The organism is Streptomyces sp. NPDC021100 (assembly GCF_044333095.1).
GTDB lineage: Bacteria > Actinomycetota > Actinomycetes > Streptomycetales > Streptomycetaceae > Streptomyces.
The window spans coordinates 255,992-274,263 of the sequence record NZ_JBIRQH010000006.1; the positions used below are offsets into that span (position 1 = coordinate 255,992).

Annotated in this window: 16 protein-coding genes and 3 pseudogenes; 14 read left to right on the forward strand and 5 right to left on the reverse strand. The window is 72.1% G+C overall.

What is annotated here, in order from left to right; genetic code table 11:
* Nucleotides 1–100: 100 nt before the first annotated feature.
* From ACH4PU_RS15015 to ACH4PU_RS15025, 3 genes are all read left to right on the forward strand, one after another.
* Complete coding sequence (locus ACH4PU_RS15015; RefSeq protein ID WP_398271433.1) at nt 101–634, forward strand: hypothetical protein; 534 nt, start codon at nt 101–103, stop codon at nt 632–634.
* Nucleotides 635–708: 74 nt separating this feature from the next.
* Nucleotides 709–1,281, forward strand: a complete 573-nt coding sequence (locus ACH4PU_RS15020; RefSeq protein ID WP_398271435.1) for a DinB family protein — start codon at nt 709–711, stop codon at nt 1,279–1,281.
* Nucleotides 1,251–1,778, forward strand: a complete 528-nt coding sequence (locus ACH4PU_RS15025; protein WP_398271437.1) for a 3-hydroxyanthranilate 3,4-dioxygenase — start codon at nt 1,251–1,253, stop codon at nt 1,776–1,778. Before ACH4PU_RS15020 ends, ACH4PU_RS15025 begins: the two co-directional genes overlap by 31 nt.
* A 128-nt stretch (nt 1,779–1,906) precedes the next feature.
* Here the strand turns inward: ACH4PU_RS15025 and ACH4PU_RS15030 are convergent.
* From ACH4PU_RS15030 to ACH4PU_RS15040, 3 genes and pseudogenes are all read right to left on the reverse strand, one after another.
* Nucleotides 1,907–2,404: pseudogene (locus ACH4PU_RS15030) on the reverse strand (transposase).
* A 38-nt stretch (nt 2,405–2,442) separates the two neighbouring features.
* A pseudogene (locus ACH4PU_RS15035) lies at nt 2,443–2,876 on the reverse strand (winged helix-turn-helix domain-containing protein).
* Nucleotides 2,877–3,201: 325 nt separating this feature from the next.
* Nucleotides 3,202–4,185, reverse strand: coding sequence for a helix-turn-helix domain-containing protein (locus tag ACH4PU_RS15040; protein WP_398271439.1), 984 nt, complete (start codon nt 4,183–4,185; stop codon nt 3,202–3,204).
* 157 nt (nt 4,186–4,342) lie between these two features.
* On the opposite strand from ACH4PU_RS15040, the gene ACH4PU_RS15045 reads away from it, so the two are divergent.
* Nucleotides 4,343–4,885 carry a DUF1707 domain-containing protein gene (locus ACH4PU_RS15045; RefSeq protein ID WP_398271441.1) on the forward strand — a complete coding sequence of 181 codons (543 nt, stop codon included), beginning with the start codon at nt 4,343–4,345 and terminating at the stop codon, nt 4,883–4,885.
* Between the two features lie 538 nt (nt 4,886–5,423).
* Here ACH4PU_RS15045 and ACH4PU_RS15050 read toward each other — a convergent pair.
* Nucleotides 5,424–5,762 (reverse strand): hypothetical protein, encoded by a 339-nt coding sequence (locus ACH4PU_RS15050; RefSeq protein WP_398271443.1) that lies wholly within the window; start codon nt 5,760–5,762, stop codon nt 5,424–5,426.
* A 95-nt stretch (nt 5,763–5,857) separates the two neighbouring features.
* On the opposite strand from ACH4PU_RS15050, the gene ACH4PU_RS15055 reads away from it, so the two are divergent.
* A complete protein-coding gene (locus ACH4PU_RS15055; protein WP_398271445.1) occupies nt 5,858–6,235 on the forward strand; it encodes a nuclear transport factor 2 family protein in 378 nt (125 codons plus the stop codon).
* A gap of 109 nt (nt 6,236–6,344) precedes the next feature.
* Here the strand turns inward: ACH4PU_RS15055 and ACH4PU_RS15060 are convergent.
* A pseudogene (locus tag ACH4PU_RS15060) lies at nt 6,345–6,607 on the reverse strand (IS630 family transposase); the annotation flags it as partial.
* 284 nt (nt 6,608–6,891) lie between these two features.
* Here ACH4PU_RS15060 and ACH4PU_RS15065 point away from each other — a divergent pair.
* From ACH4PU_RS15065 to ACH4PU_RS15105, 9 genes are all read left to right on the forward strand, one after another.
* Nucleotides 6,892–7,659: a class I SAM-dependent methyltransferase gene (locus ACH4PU_RS15065; RefSeq protein ID WP_398271447.1), complete on the forward strand. Its 768-nt coding sequence runs from the start codon at nt 6,892–6,894 to the stop codon at nt 7,657–7,659.
* Nucleotides 7,660–8,039: 380 nt separating this feature from the next.
* Nucleotides 8,040–9,014, forward strand: a complete 975-nt coding sequence (locus ACH4PU_RS15070; protein ID WP_398271449.1) for an alpha/beta hydrolase — start codon at nt 8,040–8,042, stop codon at nt 9,012–9,014.
* A gap of 158 nt (nt 9,015–9,172) precedes the next feature.
* A complete protein-coding gene (locus ACH4PU_RS15075) occupies nt 9,173–9,907 on the forward strand; it encodes a GPR1/FUN34/YaaH family transporter (protein WP_398271451.1) in 735 nt (244 codons plus the stop codon).
* A 50-nt stretch (nt 9,908–9,957) separates the two neighbouring features.
* Nucleotides 9,958–11,874 carry an amidohydrolase gene (locus ACH4PU_RS15080; protein ID WP_398271453.1) on the forward strand — a complete coding sequence of 639 codons (1,917 nt, stop codon included), beginning with the start codon at nt 9,958–9,960 and terminating at the stop codon, nt 11,872–11,874.
* A gap of 177 nt (nt 11,875–12,051) precedes the next feature.
* The gene (locus tag ACH4PU_RS15085; RefSeq protein ID WP_398271455.1) at nt 12,052–12,714 is read left to right on the forward strand and encodes a hydrolase; all 663 of its coding nucleotides are present in this window, start codon (nt 12,052–12,054) and stop codon (nt 12,712–12,714) included.
* Nucleotides 12,715–12,716: 2 nt separating this feature from the next.
* Nucleotides 12,717–13,229, forward strand: coding sequence for a DoxX family protein (locus ACH4PU_RS15090; protein ID WP_398271562.1), 513 nt, complete (start codon nt 12,717–12,719; stop codon nt 13,227–13,229).
* A gap of 598 nt (nt 13,230–13,827) precedes the next feature.
* Entirely contained in the window at nt 13,828–15,036 is a 1,209-nt protein-coding gene (locus ACH4PU_RS15095; protein ID WP_398271457.1) for a phosphatidylserine decarboxylase, read from the forward strand.
* Nucleotides 15,037–15,091: 55 nt separating this feature from the next.
* On the forward strand, nt 15,092–16,471 hold the full coding sequence (locus ACH4PU_RS15100; protein WP_398271459.1) for a hypothetical protein: 1,380 nt from the start codon (nt 15,092–15,094) through the stop codon (nt 16,469–16,471).
* Nucleotides 16,472–16,665: 194 nt separating this feature from the next.
* On the forward strand, nt 16,666–18,270 hold the full coding sequence (locus ACH4PU_RS15105) for an ABC-F family ATP-binding cassette domain-containing protein (protein WP_398271461.1): 1,605 nt from the start codon (nt 16,666–16,668) through the stop codon (nt 18,268–18,270).
* The last annotated feature ends 2 nt before the right edge of the window (nt 18,271–18,272 follow it).

Below are 18,272 nucleotides of genomic sequence, written 5' to 3' on the forward strand. Positions count from 1 at the left end.
GAGCGTGCGCGGTTGGTGCGCCACGACGAGCCAGAGGCGAGCGGGATCTGGGCGGGTAGCGATGGTGCCGACAGTATCTCGGCGTAACTCTGGAGGATGCATGGTCGGCGGGCGCGGTGCGGTACTGGCGTTGACTTCTCTGGTCGTGGCGGGTTCGGTGGTGTGCGCTCCGGCCAGTCAGGCCCACGGGGGTGATCACGGTGGTGTCACCTGCACGGGCTCCTTCAGCAACGCCTACGACCCGCCCCTGACCCTCGCGCCTCGGGAAACTCATATCCGGTCGGAGGCCCGGTACACGTGCACCGTCGCGCCCGGCCGCACCGTACCGGCCGCCGGATCTCTCGACGCGGTAGCACCGAACGCGTCCTGCGTCGCGGTGGCCGCACCCCGTGCCACCGAAACGGTTCGCTATGCCGACCACCACCGGTCGTTGATCGTCTACGACCGCGCCACAGCTGCTTACGTCGCAGGTGTCCTCGTCGTCACGTTGTCCGGCCAGGTGACCGAAGGGCGCGGCGAAGGACAGCCCGCACAGCGCACCGTGCTGACACTGCCCAGCCGGCTGCCCACGGAGTGCCTGAGTTCCGGCCTGCCTGGAGACAAGGGCGGGGTCGACCTGGACATCCAGCCGTGACCCTCGCGGAAGCGTCTGCCATCCCGAGTCCCCCGGACGGCACCGGCACTACCGGAGCCGGAATGGTCAAGGAGGTGATCCGGCGCCAGCTGAACCGCAGCGGCAACACGTTGCTGTGCGCACTGGAGCCCCTCGATGACGCCGAGTTCTTCGCCGAAAACCGCAGCGGACTCTCGGCCGCCTGGTCGGTCGGACACCTGGCATGCGTATGCGACCTCTTCTCGTCCTGGTTCGACCACGGCGAGATCCTCCTGGAGGAGTCCTTCCACCAGACGTTCAACGACCTGGGCATCACCTTCCCGAGCGGCACCAGCAAGGCAGCAACAGTGGGCCGTGAGAAGTTCCCCAAGGGGCTGCTGCTCGCCTGCTTCCGGCGAGCCCAGATCAAGGCGTTGCACACCCTCGCGGCCTTCGACGCACGGCTCTGGAACTCCCCCGGCCCGCCTGCCGCCCCGGATTCGTTGCCGACCTGCGGCGCGGTGTGGGAACACCTTGCGGTCCACACCTACTGGCATCTGGGCGAGCTGGCCGGCAGCATGCCGCGCTTCTTCGGCACGTACACCCTGAACACGCTGCCCCACTTCTTCTACGAGCCACCCGGCAAAGGAGGCGCGGCATGCGGGACAGACTCGACGTCGTCAACGTGATCCAATGGGCCCTCGACAGCGCCGCCACCGGCACGAAGCCGGTGATGCACCACGAACTCCTCTGGAACGACGGACTGATGGTCGCGCTCTTCGACGGCCCCAGCCCACCCGGCAGAAGCGACTTCCACATCAACACGTCGCCGGAGCTCTTCCACCAGGTCCGCGGAGAACTGATCAGCCGGGTGCGCGAGGAGGACGGAAAATTCCGCGACATCCTGATCCGGGAGGGCGAGATGTTCCTGATCCCCGCCAGGACACCCCACCTGAACATCCGGGCCGAGGGGAGCATCGGCCTCGTTGTCCACCGGACCCGTGCAGCCGGCGTCACGGAAGCGATCGTGTGGTACTGCGAGCAGTGCGGCCACGAGCTGTACCGCGAGGAATACGTCCACGAGGACGTACAGCGACAGCTCCCCGCGCTCATCGATGCGTTCCATCACCACGAGGAACGCCGCACATGCGCTCAGTGCGGCACGGTCAAGCCCGGAACCCGCTGAATCGGCGCAGCGTCGCCCTGGGCGCTCTGTCCGCTGACGATCAGCCCGTGACCGCCCCGGGCTGTCACCCTTCCCAAAGCTGCTGTCCCGTGGGTCCGATGTCAGGGGTGGAGGCCAGTGGCGGTGAGTCATCCGTCGATGAGGTGACTGCGGTACTGGATCTCACGGAGGCCGTGGCGTAGGACCCCGACGAGGTGGTCGGAGCCGGTGAAGGCGGCGTTGGTCTGGCCGCTGCGCCGCAGGAGGGACCAGATGCCCTCAACGGGGTCGAGGTTGGGTGCGTAGGGCGGCAGGCGGAAGGCGGTGATCCAGTCGTGACCCACGATGAAGTCGCGCATGCCGGCCCCCGGTGAGCGTTCACATCATCCCAGACGAGCACGATCGGGGTGCCAAGCTGCCTGATGGGCTGCCACGAGCAGGTCGCGGTAGTCGGTCCAGGCGAAGCTGCGGCGTTCTTTGGTCTTGTGGTCCTTATGGAGCCTGGGCCGGTAGATGAGGCGGGAGCGTTCGCCCGGCTTGTAGCAGCACAGGGCGGCCAGGGACACCCGGCCCCGGGACCGCCCGGGGACCTGGATCACCGGCGTCTGCCCGCGCCGGGCCCAGGTGCGGATGGTGGGCGGCATCATCGAGGAGCCGGCCTCGTCCTCGAGGACGAGGCCGGCCCCTAGCGCCGCCGCAGTGGTTCCACCTGCGGCCAGACCTCCTTCACCCACCCGGCCACGGCCTCCTCGTCCCGCTCGAGCGCCTTGCGGGCGGGAACTTGGTGGCTCCATCCGTGCCGCCGGAGCATCTGTGCGATGCCGGAAGCGGGAAGCTCTTGTGGGACCGTCGGCCGATCACGGTCTTGATCCTCGCCAGGGTCCAAGTCTGGTCCGACCAGCCATGCGCGACCGGGCCCTTGTCCAGCTCCTCCTCCAGCACCGCGAACAGCTCATCGCTCAGCTTCGGTAACGAAGCAGGCCCTTGCGAGCGCAGAGCCTGCTGCCCGCCGGCCTCCCATGCCCGCCGCCACCGCTGGACCGAGCGCACACTCACCCGTAATCGCTTCGCGATCAGCCCACTGGACGGTCTCTCGGCGAACAGTCCCGCCGCTTCCAGACGGATCCGCTGACGAAACCTCCGCCGTTCATCGGTCAGCCCACCGCCCTGTGAATACCTCGTGCCCCCGGCATACCGCAACTATCACTACCCATCAGCCTCTGCGACACCACGTGTACAAATTCGGTAAGCGAGGACGTCGTTCCCGTATCGCGGGGGCGGCCCCCCGTTTCCGTTCCCGGCATCGTCGCGGCCCTGTCATCCCCGCACACGCGGGACATTCCTCCCCGCGGCTAAACGCATTGTGCGCCGCAGAGTCGTCCCCCGAACACGCGGCCTGGCCGGCCGTGAACGCACCAACCCGCCGGGGTCGTCGAGTCGCCCCTCACGGGCGCAGCCGGGTGAAGCCCGCCCCCAACTCCCGCCACTCACGCGGCGACACCCCGTACGCCGCCCGGAAGGCGCGGCTGAAGTGGGCCGGGCTGGGGAAGCCCCAGCGGAGGGCGACGGCGGCGATCGTCGGGCGGGCGCGTCCCGGCGCGGGCCGGGTGAGGTCCTTGCCGGATTCCTCGACGCGGCGGCGGCGGATGTGGCCGCCGACGGTGGATTCCTCGGCCTCGAAGAGGCGGTGGAGGTAGCGGACGGAGATGCGGTGGGCGCGGGCAACGGTTTCGGGGGTGAGGTCGGGGTCGGGCAAGTGCCGGTCGATGTAGCGGTACACGGCGGGCAGCAGGTGGTCCCGGGCCGTGCCCGGGCGGTCGGCGGGCTCCTCGGCGTACGCGTCCACCAGCCCGGCCACCAGGTCCGCGGCCGCTCCGGCCAGGACGTCGCCGACGGGCGGGGCGATGCGTGCCGCGCGGTCGGCCAGGCGGGCCAGGAAGGCGGCCGACGGTGCCGCCGCTCCCCCGTCCGCCGGCAGGGCGCGCCCGGTCACCGAGGCGAGCGTCGCCGACGGTACGTTCAGGACGTGTCCGGGCAGCCGGAACAGCCGCTGCCGGAAGCGGTGCCGCTGCTCCAGGGAGAACGGGCGCCGCAGGTCGATCACGGCCAGATCGCCCGGGGAGAGGGAGGCGCTGCGGCCGTCCTGTGTCAGGGCGGCGGTTCCGTCCTGCTGGAGGGCGACGAGGATCCCGTCGGCGCGATCACGGGCGACGAGCCGGGGCGTCCGGCTCAACCGGACGGGGTCCGCCGCCGGCGACAGCACCCGCAGGTAGCCGAGGTGCCGTACGTCGAGGGTGCCGGCGAAATCGCCCTCGTGGCGCGCCCTTACCTGTACGTCGGCGGCCAGGGCGTGCGCGGTCGCGTCCCGCCACGCGGCGAGCCGGTCGGCACCGGCCGGGGCGGTTCTCACGTCGGCGTCGGTGTGCACAAAAGACTCCTCGTTCGCGGGGACACCGTGCGGTCACGGCCAGTGTCGGCAGCGCAGACGACGAGGTATTAGGTCAGTTGACTGTCCTCTTCACACGGGGACGCATGGAGTCGCGACGGACGCGTTCGCGTCGCCGGTACGGCAGTAGGGTGCGACGGTGACCTCCTCACCGGAAGACTCGCCGTCCCCGATCGGCGACAAAGACCGCGATACGGCCGTGCGGCGCCTGCAGGACGCGTACGCCCAAGGGGCGCTCTCACACGCGCAGTTGGACGTACGCCTCCAACAGGTGCTCACCGCCACGACGCACAGCGAGCTCGCGTCGGCTCTCGCCTCGCTCCCGGAGGAGCATGTGGGCGCCACGTCGACGATCGCTGCCGCCGGCGGGTGGATCCGGCGACGAGGTGCCTGGCGGGTGCCCCGGGTCCTCAAGGTCGCGTCCGGCTACGGACGGGTGCGCCTGGATCTGTCGCGGGCGATCGTCGAGCACCCGGTCGTCGACATCGAGCTGCAGCTCGGAACCGGCGGGGCTCGCATCACCGTGCCTCGTGACGCGGTGGTCGACGTCGAGGGCCTCCACACCGGCTGGAAGGACCTGCGCTACCGGGCCCCGCGGCATGTCCGCCCCGGCGGACCGACGATACGCGTCTCCGGGACCATGGGCTTCGGACGGTTGAGGATCCGCCACGCCTGGCGTTGAAGGCCCGTCCGGAACCCGGCCCGGCCTGGGGCGCGGTGGCCCGGGGACTCGGCCGGCCGACTCGCCGAAGACGAAGGAGGCGGCCGGCGGTTTCCCGACATGGCTGGCCCGGGGTCCTTCCGGAAGGACGGACACAGGGGCCGTCCGGACGACGAGCTCCTCATCCGCCGGGCGCGGACCCGGTGGATGCGCGGGTTGCGTGCTCCGGGCGTTCGTGGTGCACCCCTGCCCATGGTGAAGAGTGCACGCCACTCTGGCTGAGACCAGTGCCGAAGAGCCGAGTTGCTCATGGCGGGGGCCGGGGCGCCCTGTGATTCCGGGCTGGTGCTGCTGGTACACGAGGAGGCTGATCCCAATGATTCGGCAACGCGTACTCGCCCTGCTGTCGACTCTCGCCGCAACGGCATCCATGGTCGTCGGGGCGCATCGGTGGCCCACGCCGCCCTGGTGGATGTCCTGTGCCAGGGTACGACCCAGGTCACCTACTCCCCTGGGCTGACCTTCAGTGCGATGTGACCGGAACGGGACGTCACGCGGATCAGCCCACGCCTGAGGGCCGGTCGAGGTCGGACGCCGGGGCCGGTCCCAGGTCGAACTCGCAGATCTCCATCCCGGCGAACGAAGTACGGTCTCGGTCGAATTGAAGCCACACGCGGGGCGCTTCGTCGTCGAAGTGAAGCCAGGTGCTGTCGGCACGGTCAGCCGGAGCCGTTCGAAGGTAGGTGCAGGCCGTGCCGCACCGGCACCACCCGTGGAAACGCAACCCCACCACGGCCTGGGCCAAGGCGGACTCTCCCGCGGAGACCAGCGCTGCATCGAGGAACGACACCAGCGCGGGGTAAACGTCCGCCAGCAGCGGCGGTTCGGTCTCGCTCACCTGATCAGGCTAGCGCGGTGGCCGGGAGAGGTTCACCGTGATCGGAAGGCGGCTCGCGGGACGAGCGCACGCGAAACGGCTGGTATTACTGGGGCATGCAGGAAGAGAATGCACGCTCCGCGATCGACACGTTCATCTCCGCGTTCAACGCCTCGGACGACAGCTATGTGACTGCCCTGCTCTCCCAGGCTCTGACCTCGGACGTGGTCTTCTGGGGGCCGTTGGGGCGCATCGAAGGAATCGCGGCGGTCGAGCGGTTCGTGCTGGACATCCGGCGCCACCCGGCGGGGACCGGCACGATGGTGCGCTGCTCGGCGGTGGACATGCCTGACGAATGGGCCCGGTACCAGTGGGTCTTCACCACGCCGGACGGGGGTCCCCGCCTGGCGGGAACGGACGTCGTCCATCTGCGGCGGAGCCTCATCGACCAGGTCATCGTCTTCGCGGGGGAGATCGAACCGTCCGCCTCCTGAGTTCATCCTTCTGTCGCTGTCCTTCTCCGGCCCACTTCTGTCGCTGTCCTTCTCCGGCCCACTTCTGTCGCTGTCCTTCTCCGGCCCACTTCTGTCGCTGTCCTTCTCCGGCCCAGGAAGCGCGGGCCGGGACGACGGAGCGCATCTCGGCCTTGTTCCTCCTCGCCCAGCGGCGGATGTCCGCGCCGTCGAGCCGGGCGGCGCGGATCGACTTGAGCGCGGCCAGGGTGTTGGGGTGCCCTTGCGATGTCGGTTGACGCCTCACAGGCGGTCGTCGCCCTCGGAGGAGCAGCCGTTGAAGCAGGTGACGCCGTGAGTGCGGCGGTAGGTCGCCGGCAGCCGGTTCAGCTTGTTCTGTTTCGCCCAGCAGGAGTCCCGATATTCGATCCGCTTCCGCTTCTCGGGGGGGCGGCATAGTCCATGCTGAGCCGCCGGGCCGGCCGGAAAACCCGGGGCCTCCGCCCGGCGGCGTTGCGGAGGGCAGACCCGTCCACCGGCGGGCTTTCGTTCGGTGACGCGCGGCGCCTCAACGGCCGGTCTCCGCCCGGCGAGCGCGCCAGGAGGCTTCCGCGTCGGGGAGGTACGTCATCGCGTATGACTCGGCACCCACAAGAGCGCATTGCGCGGGGGGCGGCGCCAGGGCGGATGATGAGGGGATGACCGCCGATCCCCGCGCCCGGTCGTTCGACACGGCCACCGCCCAGTACGCATCCTCCCGGCCTTCGTATCCGCCCGCGCTCCTGGACGCCGTCGAGGAACTGTCCGGACGCCGCCTCGCCGGCGCCCGCGTCGCCGACGTCGGCGCGGGTACGGGCATCGCCACCGCGCTGCTGTGCGCGCGGGGCGCCGAGGTGGTCGCCGTCGAGCCGGGGGCGGCCATGGCCCGCCGATGCCGGGAGGCGCTGCCCGGGGTGCCGGTCGTGCGGGGTGACGGCAACGCGCTGCCGCTGGCCGGCTCCTCCCTCGATCTCGTCACGTACGCGCAGTCCTGGCAGTGGACCGATCCGGCCCGGTCCGTCCCCGAGGCGCTGCGCGTCCTGCGTCCGGGCGGTGCGCTGGCGATCTGGTGGAACACCACGGCCTTCGACGTGCCGTGGCTCCGGGCGCAGCGGGAGCGCATCGCGCGTGCCACGTGCGGGACGGAGCAGCCGGCTCATCGTGTCCGGCCCGGTGACGCGGACGCGGTCCGGCTGGCCGGGCTGACCGGGTTGCGGGTCGTACGGCGTCTCCTGCGCTGGAGCCGCACGGTGTCCCTCGACGTCCATCTGGCCAATATCGGCAGCCGGTCGGCGGTCCTCGTCCTGGACGAGGACCGCCGACGGGCGTTCTTCGCGGACGAACGCGCCGTGCTGCGCGCGGGCTTTCCCGACGATGTGGTCGAGGAGACGTACGTCGTCGACGTGCTGGTGGCTCTTCGTCCGTGACTCCGCCGGGCGGCGCCCGCCCGGCGCTTGAGGCCTTGGCGGCGCGCGCCGTGCGAGGGTCGTGGTACCCGGGTCGTAGTTCCCGGATCGCGGCACCCGGGTCGCGGCTCCGTGGCGAGCACCGCCGGTGCCGGGAGGGTGCGCCCGCTCTGGAGAGGAAGGGCGCCCCTGTCACGCCGCCCTTTCGCCGCCTCCCGAGGCCCCGCCCCCCCCGGGGCCCTGCGGCGCGGCCGCGTCGCCAAGTCCTCAAGCGCCGGACGGGCCGGGTGCGCTCCGTGCGCCGACGGGCAAGTGAACGTGCACGCCACGGCACCTCCGCGACGTGTTCCCCGCCTAGCGTCGCACGGGTCCGTCCGCCCAGCGCACCGAAGGACCCGTCCATGACCGCCCATCCTCCGCACCCGCCCACGCTCGAACCCGCCGCCGCCGCGTTCGCCGCCGCGACCGCGCGACCGCCGTTTCTCCACCAACTGCCGCCCGCCGAAGGCCGCCGGGCCGTCGACGAGGCGCAGTCCGGGCCCCCGCCCGTCGAACCGCCCGCCGTGGGCGAGGAGTGGGTCACGGTCCCCGGTGGGCCGACGGGCGAGGTCAGGGTGCGGATCGTCCGGCCCGCCGGTGTCTCCGGGACGCTGCCGGTGGTGCTCTACCTGCACGGGGCGGGCTGGGTGTTCGGGAACGCCCGGACCCATGACCGGCTCGTGCGGGAACTGGCCGTCGGCGCGGGCGCCGCCGTCGTCTTCCCCGAGTACGCGCTGTCGCCCGAGCACCGCTACCCGGTCGCCGTCGAGCAGAACTGGACGGTGGCCCGCTGGATCGTCGAGGAGGGCGCGGGCCGGGGGCTCGACGCGGAACGGCTCGCGGTCGCCGGGGACTCCGTCGGCGGCAACATGAGCGCCGCCCTGACCCTGATGGCCAAGGAACGCGGCGGGGTGCCGCTCCGCTACCAGGTGCTCTTCTACCCCGTCACCGACGCCTCGTTCGACACCGGCTCGTACCACCGGTTCGCCGAGGGCTACTTTCTGCGCCGCGACGGCATGCGCTGGTTCTGGGACCAGTACACCACCGACCCGGAGCAGCGGGCGCGGATCACCGCCTCGCCGCTGCGCGCCACCACCGAGCAGCTCGCCGGTCTGCCGCCGGCGCTCGTCGTCACCGCCGAGGCGGACGTGCTGCGGGACGAGGGCGAGGCGTACGCGGAGAAGCTGCGTGCCGCAGGGGTTCCGGTGACCGCCGTGCGTTTCCTGGGCACGATCCACGACTTCGTCATGCTCGACGCCCTGCGGGCCTCCTGCGCCGCCGAGTCGGCCATCGCGCTCGCTTCGGACTGCTTGCGGCGAGCGCTGCATGCCGCGTGAGGGGGTGCCAATGGGCGCCCCGGTTCCGGCCATTCCCCAAAAGGGATCCCCCGACGGGTCGGGGGACCAGCCCCCGGCGCCGCAGCGCGCGCCCGCAGCACCCGCCCCGCCCGTCGGGAGCCCCGTTCCGCCCCGGCGCTCCCGGAGGAGAAGCACCAGTGAAAACCAGCAGTGACAGCGACCTGGGCGCGTCGGACCCGGCTCCCGCTCCCGCCCCGCCCGGCCGCCACCACGAGCCCGACCTCCGGCGCATGACCAGGATCAACCTGCGGCCCATCGCCTCCCCGATGCCGCTCGGTTTCTACGCCGTGGCCATCGCCTCCGTCGTCGTCGGCTGCCTCCAGCTGGGGGTGCTCGGGCCGGGCGCCCGGCAGGCGGTCGGGCTCGTCATCCTGCCCGCCTTCGTTCTGCAACTCCTCGTGGCCACCCTGGCGTTCGGGGCGCGCGACGTGCTCGCGGCCTCCCTCATGGCCTGCTTCTCCGGTCTGTGGCTCGCCACCTCCCTCGTCCTGACCCTGGACCCGGCCCAGGGCACCCGCGTGCTGGGCGTCCTCAACGCGGTGTTCGCCCTGTTCGCCCTGATGATGGCGAGCGTGGCGACGCGCAAGCGCGCCCTGTGGCTGGTGCTGTGCGTCGCCGTGCCGCGCTTCGCGGTCGCCGCCGCCCACAACCTCACCGGCCGCGCCTGGCTCGGGACCGCCTCCGGGACGCTCGGCCTGCTCCTGGCGGCCGTCGCGCTGTACACCGCGTTCGCCCTGATGCTGGAGGACATGCGCGGCGCGCAGGTGCTGCCCATCGTGCGCACGGGACCCGCCTCCGCGGCGCTCGAGGGCGATCTGACCGTGCAGTTGCGGGATCTCGAACGCCAGGCGGGCGTGCGCCGCACGCTCTGAACATCCCCGCGAGGCCTCCCTCCCCTGACTCCCCGAAAGGCGATTCCGTCATGGCCACGATGCCCGTCAGCGGCGTCACCCCCGTCCCCGGCACCACCGACGCCACCGACAGCGCCGAGCTCGTCCTCCGCAACGCCAGGCTCTTCACCGGCGACCCCGCCCGCCCCGCCGCGAGCGCCCTCGCCGTACGCGACGGCCGTGTCCTCGCGGTCGGCGACGACCGGGACGTCACCCGGCACGTCGGCCCCCGGACGCGGGTCGTGGACGCCCTGGGCCGGCGGGCCGTGCCGGGGCTCAACGACTCGCATCTGCACGTCATCCGCGGCGGCCTGCACTACGTCCTCGAACTGCGCTGGGACGGCGTCCCCTCCCTGCGGCAGGCGCTCGCCATGCTGCGCGAGCAGGCGGGCCGCACCCCCAAGGGCCAGTGGATCCGGGTCGTCGGCGGCTGGACGGCCGACCAGTTCGCCGAGCGCCGGCTGCCGACCCCGGCCGAACTCACCGCCGCCGCGCCGGACACCCCCGTCTTCGTCCTCCACCTCTACCAGTCCGCGATCCTCAACCGCGCGGCCGTCCGCGCCGCCGGCATCAGCCGCGACACCCCCGACCCGCGCGGCGGGCAGATCGTCCGCGACCGGAACGGCGACCCCAACGGCGTCCTCCTCGCCGCGCCCAGCGCCCTGATCCTCTACTCGACGCTGGCCGCCGCGCCCACTCTCGACGAGGCCGGACGGCGCGTCTCCACCCGGCACTTCCTCCGGGAGCTGAACCGGTTCGGGCTGACGTCCGCCATCGACGCGGCGGGCGGCTTCCAGAACTTCCCGGACGACTACGCCACCGTCACCGACCTGGCCCGCTCCGGCGAACTCTCCCTCCGCATCGCCTACCACCTCTTCCCGCAGACCGCCGGGCAGGAGCTCGCCGACCTCCGCCGCTGGGTGGAGACGGTGCGGCCGGGCGACGGCGACGAGTGGCTCCGCCTCAACGGCGCCGGAGAGAACCTCACCTGGGCCGCCGCCGACTTCGAGAACTTCGCCGAGCCGCGGCCCGAGCTCGCGGCCGGCTACGAGGGCGAGTTCGAGCAGGCGGTCCGGCTGCTCGCGGAACACGGCTGGGGCTTCCGGCTGCACGCCACCTACGACGAGACGATCCGCCGTGACCTGGCGGTCTTCGAGAAGCTGGCGGCCGAGGGCCTGTTCCCGGGCGGCAACCGCTGGTTCTTCGACCACGCGGAGACCGCGTCCCCCGAGAGCCTGGACCGCATCGCCGCCCTGGGCGGCGGGGTGAGCGTCCAGAACCGGATGGCCTTCCAGGGCCGGGTGTTCGCCGAGCGGTACGGGGCCGAGACCGCCGCCCGGACCCCGCCCGTCAGGGAGATGCTGGAACGCGGCCTCCCGGTGGCGGCCGGCACCGACGCCACCCGTGTCTCGTCCTACAACCCGTGGGTCGCCCTGCACTGGCTGGTCACCGGCCGCACCGTCGGCGACCTGGCCCTCTACCCGCCGGACCGGCTCCTCTCCCGGGAGACCGCGCTCGCGCTCTACACCCGCGCGGGCGCCCGCATGACCGGCGAGGAGGGCGTCAAGGGCGTCCTCAAGGCAGGCTTCCTGGCCGACTTCGCCGTCCTCGACCAGGACTACCTCACCGTCCCGGCCGAGGACATCCCGCACATCGAGTCCGTCCTCACCGTCGTCGGCGGCCGGATCGTGTACGCGGCGGCCGAGTACGAGGGGCTGGACGAGGCCCTGCCCCCGGTGCGGCCGGAGTGGAGCCCGGTCGCCCACTTCGGCGGCTACCACGCCACGCCGACCCCGTCCCGGACCGGCGGTGGCAGCGCCGGGGCGCGCCAGGCCGGGCTGCTCGCCGACGTGGTGGCCGCCTCGGAGCAGCACCGGCGGTGGCGGGCGGCCCGCGGGGACGCGCCCGAGCGGTCCCCGGTCTCCTTCGACCCCTGCTTCCTGCTCTGACCCCCTCCCCTTCCCCCCTCGCCGCCCGCGGCCCCGTGCGGCGCCGGAACAGCCCTGGCCGCTCACGGTCAACTCCCGTCGCCCCGGCGCTCGTAGCGTCGGTCCCGCCGGCAGCAACGACGGGGACCCCTCCCGGGACCCCCTGCCTGTAACCCCCTCCCCCAGAAAGGGACCACCATGGTCGACTTCACTACTGTCCGGGCCGTGCCCAGCACCGAACTCCTCACGCCTGACAACGCGATGATGCTGTTCGTGGACCACCAGCCGCAGATGTTCTTCGGCGCGGGCAGCGCCGACCGGGCCGGGGTCGTCAACGCCACCGTCGGGCTGGCCAAGGCCGCCCGCGTCTTCGACGTGCCCGTCGTCCTGTCCACCGTCGCCGCCGAGTCGTTCTCCGGCCCCCTGCTGCCTCAGCTCCGCGAGGTGTTCCCTGAGCAGGAGATCGTCGACCGCACCTCCATGAACGCCTGGGAGGACGAGGCCCTGGTCGAGGCCGTCAGCGCCACCGGCCGCACCAAGATCGTCCTGTCGGGGCTGTGGACCGAGGTGTGCCTCGTCATGCCCGCCCTGTCGGCGCTCGCGCAGGGCTACGAGGTCTATGTCGTCGCCGACGCCTCGGCCGGTGTGACCCCCGCCGCCCACGAGCACGCGATGCGGCGGATGACGGCGGCCGGGGCCGTCCCCGTCACCTGGCTGCAGGTGCTGTTGGAGCTCCAGCGCGACTGGGCCCGCACGGAGACGTACGCGGCCACGACCCAGGTCGTCAAGGAACACGGCGGCGCCTACGGCCTGGGCCTCGTCTACGCGCACGCCATGGTCGACCCGCACGCCGCCGGGTGACCGTGGACACCGCGCTGCTGCTGATCCGGCTGACGGTGGGCCTGCTGGTCGCCGGGCACGGCGTGCAGAAGGTCAGCCGGCGGCTCGGGGGCGGCGGACTGGCGGGCGGGGCCGAGGAGTTCCGCCGCGACGGCTTCCGCGGCGGGGCGCTCACCGCCCTCGCCGCGGGCGCCACGCAGACCGGCTCCGGGCTGCTGCTGGCCTGTGGCGCCCTCACCCCGCTCGCGGCGGCCGGGATCGCCGGGGTGATGACGGTCGCGCTGACCGTCAAGTGGCCGCACGGCCTGTGGGTGCAGGACGACGGCTACGAGTACCCCCTTGTCCTCGTCGTCCTCGCCCTGGCCGTCGCCGTGGCCGGCCCGGGCCGCTGGTCCGTCGACCACGCCCTGCGCCTGCCGGCGTGGCCCGCCCTGTGGGCGGCCCTCACCGTGGCCGCCGGGACCGCGTCCGGCCTCGCCGTCCGGGCGCTGCTGCACCGTCCGGCACCGGCCGGGGCACGGGCGGCGGGACTGTAGGAAAGGCGGGCCGCGGGGGCCGGCCGGGCCCGCTCGCCCAGGCCGCCGTCGCCGTCGCCGTCGCCGCCGTCCGCGTACTCCTCGCGCCGGAGTCCGGGAGACTGCGGGACGTGCGGCTCCCGGCCGTATGGAATCTCCGGGGCGTCCGGCCGCAGGTACTCCCGGAGGTCGAGCCAGAGGAACGGGGCGGAGTTCCGCCCGGTGCCGCGCCGGCTCGAACGCCGCGTTTTCTCCCGGCTTTTCCGCTCCCGGCGCCGGAATTCCGCGCCGTTCCGGGAAACAACCGAATGTCTGCCCGAATGCGTACCGGTCATTGTGCGGGACTTCCCCTCGCCGCAACGGGAGTTACCGGACGGTACGGGACGGTCCCACGGGACACCGGGGACGAGGACGTGCGGCACGCCCGGGGCCCCTGGGACGGGGGCCGTCCCCTGGTGCGGGCCTCGCACCAGCACGCCCCCGGCAGGGAACGGCGTACGCGCCCCCGGTCCCCTTCCTCGGGGGATCGGCCGCGGGCAGATTTGGCGGCGCCGTGCGGCATCCCGCCCACCCGCCGTACGACGTCCCTCAGCCCCCGGCAGACGGAGAGAGGCGAGCCATGCCCGGCGACATGACGTTCTCGACGAGCATCGAAGAGTTCCAGGAGCGCATTCGAACCTGGTACGACCAGAACCACGACAACTTCGCGTCCCTGTACCACGACGCGATCAAGCACGTGGTGCCCTGCCCGGAGAAGAAGAGCTCCGAGGTCTACTACGACTGGCAGGGCGCGGACATCCAGCGCCTCTGCGACTTCTTCGGGGAGTGGTACGACTGGAAGTCGGGGGTCAAGAACGGCCTCGACTACATCGAGAAGTTCAGCTGGATCAACTACCTGAACGACGCCGGCATGGCGTTCGTGACCTCCGGCCCCGGCTACGCCATGACGGCCGACTTCACCCACCTGCAAGGCAAGCAGATGGACGACCCGCATTCCAAGGAACTCATCGAGACGTGGGTCCGGGAGCTCGGTTCGAAGCGCATGGACGACTACAAGGTCAGGGACTGGAAGAACTTCAACGAGTTCTTCGTCCGGGAGATCAAGGAGGACCGGCGCCCGATAGCCGCCAAGGACGACGACACGGTGGTCGTCGCCCCCGCCGACTGCGTCATCAACATGATCGTCGACGAACTGGGCCCGTACACGGGGATCCCGGTCAAGACGGTGAGCATGAACGTCGGAAAACTGCTCGACGGCTCGGAATACGCGAAGAAGTTCATCGGCGGCACGGCCGTGTCCTGCATCCTGATGCCCGACAGCTATCACTGGTACCACGCCCCGGTGGCGGGCGAGGTCGTGGCCGCCCGTGATGACATCGGCGGCTGCTACTACGGGATGCGGGACTTTCCCGGCCTGCTCGACAAGGGGAACGTCGGCTACGGCTACGACTACTCGATGTTCGACGACTTCCGCCGCGGATACGTCATCATCAGGACCCAGTACCAGGACGCCTACGGCGGACCGGACGGCGAGGGCTACGTCGGGCTCGTGCCCGTCGGCCTCAACTCCATCGCGTCCGTGAACTTCCTGGAGAAGTTCAAGAAGATGCGCACGAAGCCGATCCCGGTGGAAAAGGGTGAGCGGATCGGGAACTTCGCATACGGCGGGTCGCTGAACATCCTGCTCTTCGAACGCGGCCGGTTCCCCGCGCTGCAACTGCTCCAAGGGCAGCGCATCGGCGTCCTGGAGCCCCGGGAACGGACGGAGAAGCTGTTCACCGACGCGTTCCGCACCCGCTCCCGGCGCGTCCGCCCGTTCTCCCCCTGATCCGGCGCGAGCTCTTCCCGTAAGCCATCGAGCCCGCCGAACGGAAAAGGGAACCATGACCCCGGACGACGACCTCGTCACCTCCGTCCCCGCCAATGTGCTCAACACCCAAAGCCTGGACCTGAAAACGCGCTCCTACGCCGGACACGTCCACCTCGACGGCCCGGCCGAGCACCCGGACTCCCGGAACCACCTCTTCTACTGGTTCTTCGAGAGCCAGACCTGCAACCCGCACGTCGCCGTCCACGACCAGCAGGACCTGATCAGCCGCACCCCGCTGCTCGTCTGGCTCAACGGCGGCCCCGGCGCCTCCTCGTTGCTGGGCCTGTTCCTGGAGAACGGACCGCTGTCCATCACCGACGACGCCGCCGGCACGGTCTCCCCGACCGACGCCACCTGGAACGAGGAGGCGCACGTCGTCTACTGGGACCAGCCCGTCGGCACCGGCTACAGCCACTCGGACGCCGGGGAGTACGTCCGGGACGAGGGGACCCTCGCCCGGATGTTCTGCGACGGCCTGGAGGCGTTCCTCGGACTGCACCCCGAGTACGCGCGCTGCCCGCTGTACGTCTGCGGGGAGAGCTACGCCGGGAAGTACGTGCCCGCCATCGCCCTGGAGATCGACGCGCGCAACCGCCGCGCACCGGACGGACACCGGCTCGGCCTGCGCGGGATATCCGTCGGCAACGGCTGGATCAGGCCGGAGCTGTCGCTCCGCGTCCTGATCGACTACGCCTACACCACCGGCTTCCTCGGCATCGCCCAGCGCGACTCCCTCCACGACGCCTACGCCGTCTACCGGGCCGCCCTCGACGAGGGCCGGTTCGAGGAGGCCACCCGGCTCGGCAACGACCTGGTGACCGCCGTCCTCGCGTACGGCGGGAACTTCGACCTCTACGACGTCCGGCGCTGGGACGACCTGCCCATGGGCGCGCTCCGCGCCTACCTGGGCAGCCCGGACGTCAAGAAGGCGCTGCACGTGCCCCCCGACGTCCCCTGGGAGTGCGCCGACAACGACGGCAAAGTGGCCGAGGCGCTCGCGGCGGACAACATGCGGGACTGCTCGGACCGGTACGCCGAACTCATCGACAAGGGCTACAAGACGCTGCTCTACACCGGCAACTTCGACACCGCGTGCGGCTACCGGGCCACCGAGGAGATCCTCGACGACCTCATGCGGCGCCGGGGCCGCCACGAGCACGCGCGGTGGCGCGACGCGCCCCGGCTGATCTGGACGCGGGCGCAGGGCAACCCGAAGGGGTACGTCCGCAGCGTCGGCCGCCTCACCCAGGTCGCCGTGCCCGACTCCGGCCACCAGGTGCCGGCGTTCCAGCCGGCGGTCTGCCGCGAGCTCCTCTACAACTGGCTGTTCGACCGGCCCTTCCACGGCTACGACCCGCAGCAGGGCCTCAAGGGGGACCGCGCCGGGGACTGAACGCGGCGGAGGCGGGGCGGGGTGCGTCGTACGACACCCCGGCCCCGCCGTCGTACGCCCGCCCCCGGAAAAGGAGATGCGCCGCCGGCGAACCGTCCGTTACCGTGAGGGCATGTCTACGCCCCGAATTTCCTAGCTCAGGACCCGCTTCCACGCCAGAAGTGTGTCCTTGAGCTTATTCGGAGCGTTACCTCATGATGACCGTCCGCGATGTCGAGCTGCGCGCGGGTGCGCGGCTGCTGCTGTCCGACGTCTCCTTCACCGTCTCCCCCGGCGACCGCGTCGGCCTGGTCGGCCGCAACGGCGCGGGGAAGACCACCCTGCTGACCGCCCTGGCGGGCCGGGCACGCCCCGCCGCCGGGAGCGTGACCGCCACCGGCCCGGTCGGGTTCCTCGCCCAGGACTCCCGGGCCGCCGATCCCGACGTGACCGTGACCGACCGGATCCTGTCCGCGCGCGGCCTCGACCGCGCCCTGCGCGCACTGCGGGAGGCCGAGGCCGCCATGACCGAGGCCGCCGGGCCCGCCGCGCTGGAGCGGGCGATGCGGGCGTACGCCCGTGCCGAGGCGGCCTTCCAGGCCGGCGGCGGGTACGCGGCCGAGGCGGAGGCCGCCCGGGTGGCGGCCGGGCTCGGCCTGCCCGACGAGGTGCTGCACCGGCCGGTCGGCACCCTGTCGGGCGGGCAGCGGCGCCGCGTGGAGCTGGCCCGCATCCTGTTCGCCGGCCACGACGGCACCCTGCTGCTCGACGAGCCGACCAACCACCTCGACGCCGACTCTGCCGCCTGGCTGCGCGAGTTCCTCCGGAGCCACCGGGGCGGCCTCGTGGTGATCAGCCACGACACCGGTCTGCTGACCGCCGTCGTCAACCGCGTGTTCCACCTGGACCCCGGCCGGGCGACGATCGACATCCACAACACCGGCTGGACGACGTACCTGGCCCAGCGGGAGGCCGACGAGCGGCGCCGCGCCCGGGAGCGGGCGAACGCCGAGCGGAAGGCCGCCGCCCTGCACGCGCAGGCGGACCGGATGAAGGCCCGGTCGGCCACCGCCGTCATGGCCCGGAGCATGAGCCGGCGGGCCGACCGCATGCTCGCCGAGCTGGAACCGGCCCGGCGGACGGAGAAGACCGCCCGGATCCGGCTGCCCGAACCGGAGCCGTGCGGCCGGGTGCCGCTCGGCGCGATCAGCCTGACCAAGTCCTACGGCGGCCGTCCCGTCCTCGACGGGGTGGACCTCGCCGTGGACCGGGGCAGCCGCCTGGTGGTCCTCGGGCTCAACGGCGCGGGCAAGACGACGCTGTTGCGCGTCCTGGCCGGCGAGGTGGCCCCGGACGAGGGCCGGGTGGTGCGCGGGCACGGGCTGCGGCTGGGCTACTTCGCCCAGGAGCACGACACCCTCGACCCCGCCCACACGGTCGTCCGGCACCTCGCGACCGCCGCGCCGCACCTGACGGACGGCGAACGGCGGGGCGTGCTCGGGGCGTTCCTGTTCACCGGGGACGACGCGGACAAGCCCGTCGGCGTGCTGTCCGGCGGCGAGAAGACGCGCCTGGCGCTGGCCGGGCTGGTCCACTCCGGCGCCAACGTGCTGCTGCTGGACGAGCCCACCAACAACCTCGACCCCGCCTCCCGCGCCGAGGTCCTGTCCGCCGTCGGCTCCTACCCCGGCGCGGTCGTCATGGTGACCCACGACGAGGGCGCCATCGACGCCCTCCGCCCCGACCGCGTCCTGCTGCTGCCGGACGCGGACGAGGACCTGTGGAGCGAGGAGTACCGGGAGCTGGTCGCCCTTTCCTGAGG